Annotated in this window: 9 protein-coding genes; 3 read left to right on the plus strand and 6 right to left on the minus strand. The window is 43.6% G+C overall.

The window, feature by feature from the left end; all coding sequences use genetic code 11:
- Positions 1 to 113: 113 nt before the first annotated feature.
- Complete coding sequence (locus AC27HD_RS18610) at positions 114 to 425, minus strand: hypothetical protein (protein ID WP_487107757.1); 312 nt, start codon at positions 423 to 425, stop codon at positions 114 to 116.
- 739 nt (positions 426 to 1,164) lie between these two features.
- Between AC27HD_RS18610 and ltrA the strand changes: the two genes are divergently transcribed.
- The 3 genes from ltrA (at position 1,165) to AC27HD_RS18625 (ending at position 3,187) form a co-directional block, all read left to right on the plus strand.
- Positions 1,165 to 2,493: a group II intron reverse transcriptase/maturase gene (ltrA, locus tag AC27HD_RS18615; RefSeq protein ID WP_487107767.1), complete on the plus strand. Its 1,329-nt coding sequence runs from the start codon at positions 1,165 to 1,167 to the stop codon at positions 2,491 to 2,493.
- Positions 2,494 to 2,645: 152 nt separating this feature from the next.
- Positions 2,646 to 2,888, plus strand: a complete 243-nt coding sequence (locus AC27HD_RS18620; RefSeq protein ID WP_032095989.1) for a type II toxin-antitoxin system ParD family antitoxin — start codon at positions 2,646 to 2,648, stop codon at positions 2,886 to 2,888.
- Complete coding sequence (locus tag AC27HD_RS18625) at positions 2,885 to 3,187, plus strand: type II toxin-antitoxin system RelE/ParE family toxin (RefSeq protein ID WP_487107759.1); 303 nt, start codon at positions 2,885 to 2,887, stop codon at positions 3,185 to 3,187. The genes AC27HD_RS18620 and AC27HD_RS18625 overlap by 4 nt, the downstream gene beginning before the upstream one ends.
- A 104-nt stretch (positions 3,188 to 3,291) precedes the next feature.
- Here AC27HD_RS18625 and AC27HD_RS18630 read toward each other — a convergent pair whose 3' ends face one another.
- From AC27HD_RS18630 to AC27HD_RS18650, 5 genes are all read right to left on the minus strand, one after another.
- Positions 3,292 to 3,759, minus strand: coding sequence for a hypothetical protein (locus tag AC27HD_RS18630; RefSeq protein WP_487107761.1), 468 nt, complete (start codon positions 3,757 to 3,759; stop codon positions 3,292 to 3,294).
- Positions 3,760 to 3,887: 128 nt separating this feature from the next.
- Positions 3,888 to 4,184 carry a type II toxin-antitoxin system RelE/ParE family toxin gene (locus tag AC27HD_RS18635; protein ID WP_487107763.1) on the minus strand — a complete coding sequence of 99 codons (297 nt, stop codon included), beginning with the start codon at positions 4,182 to 4,184 and terminating at the stop codon, positions 3,888 to 3,890.
- Positions 4,184 to 4,381, minus strand: coding sequence for an addiction module protein (locus AC27HD_RS18640; RefSeq protein WP_032095993.1), 198 nt, complete (start codon positions 4,379 to 4,381; stop codon positions 4,184 to 4,186). The genes AC27HD_RS18635 and AC27HD_RS18640 overlap by 1 nt, the downstream gene beginning before the upstream one ends.
- A gap of 172 nt (positions 4,382 to 4,553) precedes the next feature.
- Positions 4,554 to 4,835 carry a hypothetical protein gene (locus tag AC27HD_RS18645; protein WP_032095994.1) on the minus strand — a complete coding sequence of 94 codons (282 nt, stop codon included), beginning with the start codon at positions 4,833 to 4,835 and terminating at the stop codon, positions 4,554 to 4,556.
- Between the two features lie 117 nt (positions 4,836 to 4,952).
- Complete coding sequence (locus AC27HD_RS18650; RefSeq protein ID WP_487107765.1) at positions 4,953 to 5,300, minus strand: hypothetical protein; 348 nt, start codon at positions 5,298 to 5,300, stop codon at positions 4,953 to 4,955.
- Positions 5,301 to 5,432 lie beyond the last annotated feature (132 nt).

Below are 5,432 nucleotides of genomic sequence, written 5' to 3' on the forward strand. Positions count from 1 at the left end.
TTTCAAATAAGGGGCGCAGGCACGTAGGGCATAATGGCGAAGCCGCCCAGCGTATATGTGTCCCAGCGAACGAAGTGAGTGAGTTTATTGAGTTGTTAGGCCGTGCTGATAAGTTAGTCATGGCTATTAATAAAACTTTGTAACTCATCTGAGAAGTCACTAATTTGTTTAGCTTCTAGAAGGCCGTCTGATTTCATTAATGCAAGTTGCAGCATAGCTTTAGACCTTGCATTGTAATCGAATATGTTGGCGATACGTTTGTCGCTGTTTTCCATCAATTTATACAAATAAAGATATTTTTCATGATTTGAAAGTTCGGGGTTATCGATTCCTTTACGCACTTCGTCCAAAACTTGCTGGCAGCATTTATCTAATGCATCTGCCTTAACTTGTTTGAAGTGTTTCCAATCTGCCTCTGAAATCATGTTTTACCTCTATAGGCCTAACACTTTCGATAAGCGGTTTGGCAGCGCTTTTCTGACAAATCCGTCTTCATCATTTTGTGTACGCCCAGCATGGGCATGAACTAATGAGCGGGAGGCCGCCCCGGATAAAAGTCCTCTGTAGGAAGGTCACCATCCCTAGCGATTAATATTGCTATTAGATGACAACTACTAGCGAATGGCAAGGGTAAATCCGCGAGGATTTGTCTGGAGGAAGCCGCTAGCAAATCTGCGAGCTGATGAACAAGAACATCATATGAGGCGTAGGCTGGAGGCGAGTTGGCAGTAAATTGCAGGAGCAATTTACAACAGCTACAGCTGGCCCCGAAGGGGTGAATGCCAGGGATGGCATGAATAAAAGACAACGAAACCATGTGATCTAACGGCCACCGTAAATGATGCAGCAGTGCAGAGAAAGTTCACGTTCTTATCTGCGGTGGGACTGGCCTTCCAGAGATCTGCTTAACCGGCGATCGGTAAATAACCAGTGAGGTTCTGGTATACAAGTACCTTGGCTTTTCAGCGTCATCGACTGAAAAGAGCAAAAAGATGAAAACCGATAGCGCATAGCGGTGTAAGCCGTTCTGTGATTAAGCAGAAGTCAGCAGGCGGCATAGTAGCCAAACGCCCATCGTAATGGTTGGGACACGGTGAAGTCGTGGGCCGACCCGCCACAAACACCTAGATCAAAGGAGGAGCCTTATTGAACTTGAATACACGAATGCCGACCGGTAGTGACGTGACTCAGCGTATCGATAAGCAGCCAGCCTTTAGTGCGGATCTACTTGAGCTTATTCTCCGACCCGCTAATATTTTAGCTGCATGGAAACGAGTTCGAGCCAACAAAGGGGCTGCTGGCATCGATGGCATGTCCATTGGTGACTTCCCCGCTTGGGCAAAACAGGGTAACTGGAAACGTATTATGAATGGGCTCTGCTTAGGAGAATATCAACCTTCACCTGTTAGACGTGTAGAAATTGATAAACCCGATGGCGGTAAACGCCAATTAGGCATTCCTAACGTCGTCGACAGGGTTATCCAGCAAGCTATTGCTCAAGTGTTAACACCTATCTTCGACCCAAGCTTCTCAGACAATAGTTTTGGGTTCAGGTCAAATCGAAATGGGCAGCAAGCGGTGAAGCATGTACAAAGCATCATTAAAATGGGACACCGTTTTACTGTTGATGTCGACCTGTCAAAGTTCTTCGACCGCGTTAATCACGATTTACTCATGACCCACCTTGGCTATAAAGTGAAGGATAATAGTCTGCTTAAATTGATTAAACGCTACTTACGAGCTGGGATTCTCTGCAAAACAAAGAGGGATAACCAGCTTTACAGTGAGAGCCGAGAAGGTGTTCCTCAAGGCGGGCCGTTATCGCCCTTACTGGCGAACATTATGCTCGACCCTTTGGACAAAGAGCTTAAGAAACGAGGCCATAAGTTTGCTCGCTACGCGGATGACTTCACTATCTTGGTAAATACTCCACGTGCGGGTAAGCGTGTGCTTAGCAGTATCAGCAGCTTCCTGAGTCACCGCCTGAAACCGATCGTGAACTCGGTCAAAAGCCACGTCGTTAAAACCAGTGAAAGCAAATTCCTCGGATTCACGTTCAAGGCAGGTCGCATTCAATGGCACCCAAAAACATTGCTGAACTTTAAGCAACAGGTCAGACGGTTAACGAACCGTAACTGGGGCGTGTCTATGCACTACCAACTCTCTAAGCTCAGCCAATATTTACGTGGCTGGATAAATTACTTTGGTATCGCTAGTGGTTATCAGCGAAACGTCGATCTAGATCATTGGATCAGGCGCAGAGTCAGAATGGCCTATTGGCGACAATGGCGAAAGCCGCGCACTAAAGTGAGACGCTTAATGAAATTGGGTGTGCATGTTCAGGCCGCAGTTGCTTGTGGTATCAACAGCAAAGGACCATGGCGTAGTGCGAAATCCCCAGGGAACAATCAGGCTTTATCGCTTGATTACTTAAAATCCGAAGGGCTTTACTCTTTGCGAGATGGTTGGATTGCACTTCACCATCCTAAGTGAAACGCCCTGTGCGGAGTCGTCCGGGCCGACGCTTCGGTGCAGGGTGTTGTGGGGGCTGGAGGTTAGAGACCTCTGGCTACCCGATTATGCGCTATTGACTTATAGCGGGCAAATACCATAATTAGGTATATATTGGTACTTGGAGAAAGCAGATGGCTAAAAATACCAGCATTACCCTTGGGGACCATTTTGATGGCTTTATTGCTAGCCAAATTCAAACTGGTCGATATGGTTCAGCGAGCGAAGTAATTCGTTCAGCTCTTCGCTTGCTAGAAACACAGGAGACCAAATTAAACACTTTGCGTCAATTACTTGTAGCAGGTGAAGAAAGCGGCGAGGCTGAATATGACCTTGAGCACCTGGTATCAGAACTAGATGGTGAATTAAAAGAGTGAAACCATTTAAGTTAACTTTACTCGCAAAATCCGATTTAAAAGATATCGCGTTGTTTACGCAACGGAAATGGAGTCGAGAACAGCGTAATGTATATCTAACGCAGTTCGACGATTCATTTTGGATGTTGTCTGAAAATCCTGATATCGGCAAAAGCTGCGACGAAATAATAGACGGGTACAGAAAGTTTCCGCAAGGTAGTCACGTTATTTTCTACAAGCAAACTGGTAGCCAAGAAATTCTGATTATAAGAATTCTTCATAAAAGTATGGATGTAAATCCTTTACGCTTTGGCGCATAACACCCCACTAAGGGGCGATAATACATGGGCTAAAATTAGGAACAAAATGACGCAGCCCATGTGTTAGCTTACCAGCGAGCAGCGCGAGTGCCTTTACTGTTTTGTTAGGTGATATTAGTGCTCCGGACTTTCCTGTAACGCATGGAAAGAAGAGAAAGAATGCCACACATAATACCGGTGCTTATTGCTCCATGTAAGCCCAAAGCAACTACAACCGGACGCAATATGAATAGTTGAATAACAAAAGCTGGTATAAGTGCAATTGCGAGTACTTTAAGCTTAACTGATGTTTCAAATGGAGAGTTGCAGTGTGGACATGTTTTTGTCTTGCCCCATTTGTTAGCAGTTTTAGAGAAGAAACCTATTTTCTTTTCACAGGTTGGACATTTGAAAAATTGTTCGTTTGGTTCAAAATCATCACTATCTGCATTTAAGCTGCTTTTCTTTGATGTTTGTCGCGACGCTAATTCGACTTTTAATAGCTCTACCCGATCTGGAAAACTTTCCTTATCTATATTGGCTAGAGCGTCTTCTAGCTCTGTGGTCGAGTATTCTGAATAATTTGGTTCCATCTACTAAATTTTCCTTGTCACCTAACGCTAAGCTTTGGGGCGCTGGCACGTGGGCTAAAATCCGAACGAAGTGAGTCAGCCCAGGTGTTAGCGTCCCAACGATCGAAGGGAGTGCCAACAGCGTTTTGTTAGCTGCGTTTTTGCCACGTTCTTGGAGCCCTGCTTGTATGTATAACAGCAAATACCAGAACTTTATTGCCAAACATTTTGTAAAAAACACCAAATGGAAAGTGCCCGATGAATACGCGGCGAAAATCCCGGTACACTTTCTGGTAAACCTCTGGGTTTTCTGTGATGTTAATCAATGCTGATTCTACAGAGGCAATAAAATCGTTTCCTAGCCCAGTTTGGCATTGTTGATAATAAGAATATGCCTCTTTGATATCTTCTTCTGCTTCCGGCCTGATAGATAAAATAAATTTCATTAGCCAATGATTCTGCTCTTAACGTCGCTCCAATTTGAACCAAAATTTTGATCAGTTTCGAAGGACTTTAGTCTATCGTTAAGAAGCTGAGTTTGCTCTTTTGATAATTCAATAGAGTCTTGTTCAGCAGCTACTGAGTCCCAAATCTTCTGGGCGAGTTCAACTTTTTCTATAGCTGAGAGGTTCTCTATTTTCATAGCAGGTCTCCTAATATATCTAGTGCTACAAGTATAATTGTTTATGAGACAAAAGGCATTTCGATTTCATTGAAGCAGCTAACGCTTTGCCAAGGGGCAAATGCGAGCGCATTGGCGAAGCCAGCGAGCATTTGTCCCAGCCGCGCTTTTTGCGGCGAACTTAGGCAACTTGTTAGTGAGCATCTTTAATTGGCCAGATGAACTTACGAGCCACTAAAAACACTACAACGCCTATTACTGCAGCGGCAGTTCCGCCGAAAAGTTGTGCGACCGGCCACATAGAAGCACCACCACCTTGGTAAGGCACAAAATACTCTGTATATAACAGTGAACCTAATAGGCCCAACCAAGGCACTGCACCTGCAACAAAAATTGATAATTTGTGCCTCATATACTTGGCGACCAACAAACCAACTAAACTCGATAAAGTTATTAAAATATACCAAACATTCATGTTAAGCCTCCTGCTCACTAACTTCCAAATATGGGGCGCAAATACGTGTGCAATAATGGCGAAGCCGCGCACGTGTTTGCGTCCCAGCGAGCGACAGCGAGTGCCATAATTTGTTTGTTATGCACCACTTGCCCCACTGCTAGTTTCCAAAAACTCTAAAAGCTCATCTAGTTGATGGGTATGTGTTGAAATATAAACTTTACCATGAGAACCAGCATCAGCTACAACAGCTTCAATTCCGTTATTGCTAAATGGGTAAAATTTTTCGATAGCTTTAATTGGAACCTTTGTTTTAAAGAACCAGTAGTTTCGACCGATTAGGTGCTCATCTTTTATTTCAATTCCTGCGAATTTAAATAAAACCGCAATTAAAAATGAAAACAGAATTGAAAATACAATAATGCCTAGAAAAATTAGTGGTAATTGAGCAATTGTTAAGTGTTCAAAAGTTTTCTCAACGCTCATATCATTCTTGAAAAAACGGATAATAAAAATAGCAGTAACGGGCAATGATATCGCGATACTCATAAACTGAGAGAGTCTCTTCCATAAATTCTTCCATAAAACTGGATACTTCACTTAAATCCCCTAAGGTGC

The sequence above is a fragment of the Alteromonas sp. 4NS20-0143 genome (genome assembly GCF_057542855.1).

Excerpts from the sequence above, each read along its gene's own strand:
- AC27HD_RS18610 (WP_487107757.1), bottom strand. The coding sequence starts at position 425 with ATGATTTCAGAGGCAGATTGGAAACACTTCAAACAAGTTAAGGCAGAT.
- ltrA (WP_487107767.1), top strand. The coding sequence starts at position 1,165 with ATGCCGACCGGTAGTGACGTGACTCAGCGTATCGATAAGCAGCCAGCC.
- AC27HD_RS18620 (WP_032095989.1), top strand. The coding sequence starts at position 2,646 with ATGGCTAAAAATACCAGCATTACCCTTGGGGACCATTTTGATGGCTTT.
- AC27HD_RS18630 (WP_487107761.1), bottom strand. The coding sequence starts at position 3,759 with ATGGAACCAAATTATTCAGAATACTCGACCACAGAGCTAGAAGACGCT.
- AC27HD_RS18635 (WP_487107763.1), bottom strand. The coding sequence starts at position 4,184 with ATGAAATTTATTTTATCTATCAGGCCGGAAGCAGAAGAAGATATCAAA.
- AC27HD_RS18640 (WP_032095993.1), bottom strand. The coding sequence starts at position 4,381 with ATGAAAATAGAGAACCTCTCAGCTATAGAAAAAGTTGAACTCGCCCAG.
- AC27HD_RS18645 (WP_032095994.1), bottom strand. The coding sequence starts at position 4,835 with ATGAATGTTTGGTATATTTTAATAACTTTATCGAGTTTAGTTGGTTTG.
- AC27HD_RS18650 (WP_487107765.1), bottom strand. The coding sequence starts at position 5,300 with ATGAGCGTTGAGAAAACTTTTGAACACTTAACAATTGCTCAATTACCA.